Source organism: Flavobacterium sp., assembly GCF_044368625.1.
GTDB lineage: Bacteria > Bacteroidota > Bacteroidia > Flavobacteriales > Flavobacteriaceae > Flavobacterium.
Genome location: NZ_JBIPPD010000377.1, coordinates 1 through 3252 on the forward strand (window position 1 = coordinate 1; position 3252 = coordinate 3252).

The window sequence follows — 3252 nt, forward strand, 5'->3', positions numbered from 1 at the left end:
GGCGTCATCGTGCTGCGTAAAGACGAGGTGCTTCTTGGCAAGCGCCGAGGTTCGCACGGTGCAGGCACCTGGGCCCTACTTGGTGGCCACCTTGAGTTCGGGGAGACGGTCGAAGTCTGCGCCCTGCGCGAAGCCGAGGAAGAGACGGGGCTCAAGGTACAGATCCTTCGCCAGGGACCCTACACGAACGACGCCATGCCGGCAGAAGGCAAGCACTACGTGACCGTGATCGTGGTAGCCAGCTCCACCGAGGGCATCGCGTAAGTGATGGAGCCAGGGAAGTGCGAGGGTTGGGAGTGGTTCCGTTGGGCGGAGCTGCCAGACAACCTCTTTGCACCGCTGAAGACGCTCGTGGAGCGGCGCTTCGTCCCGAGCATCGATTAGGCGTTGCCGCTAACGGCCGGACGGTAAGCCGCTGTTGCGCTTGGCTCACCATCTCACTTTCCCCTGTAAACCTTGAAGCAAGACCACCCCATCTTGGGCGCTCGCCTCAAGCGCTTGCGCCGTGCCTGAAACCTGAAACAGGCCAATGCCGCAGCCGTTGCAGGCGCGTACGCGACCACGGCTTCGCGATATGAGGCGGGGGTTATCGAGCCACCAAGGACGGTTCCTGCCAGTGTGCTACACGAGCTTCAGGGCACCGCACGTGCAGACGCGGCGCTTACGCGACTTCTTGTTTCACGAGCTCATCGAACTGCCAGCTCAACCAGTCGACGAGCGTCTCAGCATCGAGCAGCGCATATGCGGCGACTCGAAAAATCTTGGCGACAGCTTGCACTTCACCCGCACGCAGATAGACAACTCGCGTGTCGTCGTTCTTGTAAACAATCACCTCGTCAAAGCCTCGCGCATAAGCAACTTCTTCCACCCGTGAAGGCCTATTGGTTACAACAAACCCTGCGTTAATGAGCCGGCAATGCTCAGACACCTTCAGCTCCTCAAGCCCCTTGTAAGGGCTGACTTCAAGCATCAGCAGCGTCGCAGCTCTTGAAAAAACCTCTGCTCGAACGTTTCGTCGCATCGCCTGCAGAGCATTGAGCGAGCGTCCACAGTTCAAATCGCTTTCGAGCATCAAGCTGCGTGCAAGGTCAAACGCTTCTTTCACCGCAACTCTCGCTCTGCAAGCTCATCAAACTGCCAGCTCACCCACCTCACGAGCTCTTCTGGTTTCAGCAGCTCAAGCCGCACCTCCAGCCCCGCCATTACTGCCCCCCGCACATCTCCTGAGCGCAAGTTGATGAACTTGTAGCCCCTAGAAGTTGTGAGACTGAACTCATCGAAGTGGGCTTTGCTTGCAATCACACTGAGCTGCTCAAACCGCTGCGAGAGTAGCGGGCCCTCCTGAGCGGAGGGGTCGAGTTTGCTTCCCACAAGCCAAACGCTGAGCATCGAGTAGTCAATCACTTGCAGACTCAGAAGCACCTTCGTTCTTGCAAACAGAACATCTTCGAACATCGTGCGCATTCGATGGAGCGCAGCATGCGATAACTTGAAGTCGTTACTGTTTTGTTCGAGCAGGACCTGCGCGAGGTCGTGTGCGCTGACTTCAGGAACGATGTGTGTGGCGGGACTTGGTGCGGATATGGGTGCGGGCATGGCAGCACGGTAATGCGTACTGGGGGCAATTGCAAACGTCTCAGCGAAGGTGAGCATTGAGATGAGCGCATCATTGCTCGGCCTCACCGATCGCGTTGTTCAATACAACACTGGACTGATGCAGGAACCTGGTTCCGGGGCGCTGAACCAACGCCGCTGGCAACACAGCGCCCCAGACCTCGACGCCAGACTTGCTGACCACATAGCGGAAAGCAATGCAATCGCAGTGCCTCAGCGGCAAGTGCGCTGCGTAATGCTTCTGCTCGCGAGAGTTACCTTCGTGGTAGGGCCCGCATTCACAGGAGCGCACTTCCAGGGAGGGTTGCCGAAGGTGCTCGGCGGCAATGCTCGGCGGTATCCGTGCCGGCTCAGATCGGTGTTGTTCAATACAACACCCGGCATCGGGCCGATGTACGCTTCTTCAACGCCCTCGCTCTCCCTGCTGCATAGCACCCTCCGCGTACGGCCTGCAACCGAACCTGTGCCGCAGGCCTACGAGTAGAGGAGGCCTGCGAGAAGGTGGTGTTGACGGTGTAACAGCTGCATTCAGGCTATCTGCCGGGGCGCAGTAGTCTGCACAGAAAAGTCATTGCCATAGTTGGACCCCACTGCTACGGGAAAAGGAAGAGGGGGCAGCGACGCTCTCAGCGAGTGGCACACTCTTTGCCCCAAATCCGCTGCGCGAGGTCTGGGCGCTCGACAAACGGGTTGCGGTTGCCTTGAAGGCGAACCACTGCGGCATGTCGATCTCGCTCTTGCTGCGTAACTGGGAAAGTCTGACTCCAGCGCAATAGTACGCAGAGGTTCCCCAAAGCGGCTTCGCCGTCGCGAGTAGACCGATTGACAAGTTCAAGGTCTGGGGTCTTATCGCCGATAGGGTCGCCTTCATAGCGCACCGCGACGTACATCAGCATGCGCGCGACTTGACCCTTTGAGGCATCGCTCGGCTCCCAGGTGGCCTGTGCCCCGGTACCTCTGCGAGAAGCGCACTCTGGGTGCAGTCGCCCGCCCACGCTCAAGTCCAGATTGCCTCGCAAGGAATTGCAGCGGACTACCTCTGCGGCAACGTGATGAGCATCTGTATGCGCCCATTGGTCGCGGCGAGGGAACGACTTGGACTTGGGCCACACGTGCTCGCGGTTCCATGTCAGCTCACAGGTGCTGGGTGCCTTGCCCTCCTGAGGAAGTCTTTCAAGAGGATGTGAGGCTCAGATTGCGGCCCGGTCGGGCTGTGGCGACACGATTGCTATGCTGCAAGCCAGTCGCTTGGAGCACAGCGACGCAGGGAGGCTGCATGTACTTGAAGCGAATTCGCGCGAGCAGCTTTCGAGCGTTCGGCGACGGCACCGCCGCGCCAGTCCTGGACTGGGAGCTGTCCCCCGGGATGAACATCCTGGTCGGGGGGAACGACGCCGGCAAGACCGCGGTCGTCGACGCTATCGGGGGCCACAGTCGAGACTGCTTGCACTTCCAGCGAACAGAAGGCAGGATCGGTGCGGGACGCTTGTGAGAACCTTTTTGTCACACAGAGCGCCGCACTTGGCTGTGTAGCAACTCGCTGTAAGGCTTTGATTTCATTGGACTTCTGGCGGCAGTGGTGGCGTCCCATCAGCCACCCCACCGCTTGCCGCTAGCAATCAAGACCCCGCGGGGTCT

At 59.5% G+C, this 3252-nt stretch carries 4 protein-coding genes; 1 reads left to right on the forward strand and 3 read right to left on the reverse strand.

Features of this window, described 5'->3' with window-relative positions:
* Positions 1 to 264 (forward strand): NUDIX hydrolase (locus tag ACIQ2X_RS17115; protein WP_396180241.1); only part of this gene is annotated, 264 nt, incomplete at its 5' end.
* A 397-nt stretch (positions 265 to 661) separates the two neighbouring features.
* Here the strand turns inward: ACIQ2X_RS17115 and ACIQ2X_RS17120 are convergent.
* The 3 genes from ACIQ2X_RS17120 to ACIQ2X_RS17130 all read right to left on the reverse strand — a co-directional run bounded on the left by ACIQ2X_RS17120 (position 662) and on the right by ACIQ2X_RS17130 (position 2747).
* Positions 662 to 1105, reverse strand: a complete 444-nt coding sequence (locus ACIQ2X_RS17120) for a hypothetical protein (RefSeq protein WP_396180243.1) — start codon at positions 1103 to 1105, stop codon at positions 662 to 664.
* Positions 1102 to 1653: a hypothetical protein gene (locus ACIQ2X_RS17125; RefSeq protein ID WP_396180244.1), complete on the reverse strand. Its 552-nt coding sequence runs from the start codon at positions 1651 to 1653 to the stop codon at positions 1102 to 1104. The genes ACIQ2X_RS17120 and ACIQ2X_RS17125 overlap by 4 nt, the downstream gene beginning before the upstream one ends.
* 587 nt (positions 1654 to 2240) lie before the next feature.
* On the reverse strand, positions 2241 to 2747 hold the full coding sequence (locus ACIQ2X_RS17130; RefSeq protein ID WP_396180246.1) for an endonuclease I family protein: 507 nt from the start codon (positions 2745 to 2747) through the stop codon (positions 2241 to 2243).
* Between the last annotated feature and the right edge of the window lie 505 nt (positions 2748 to 3252).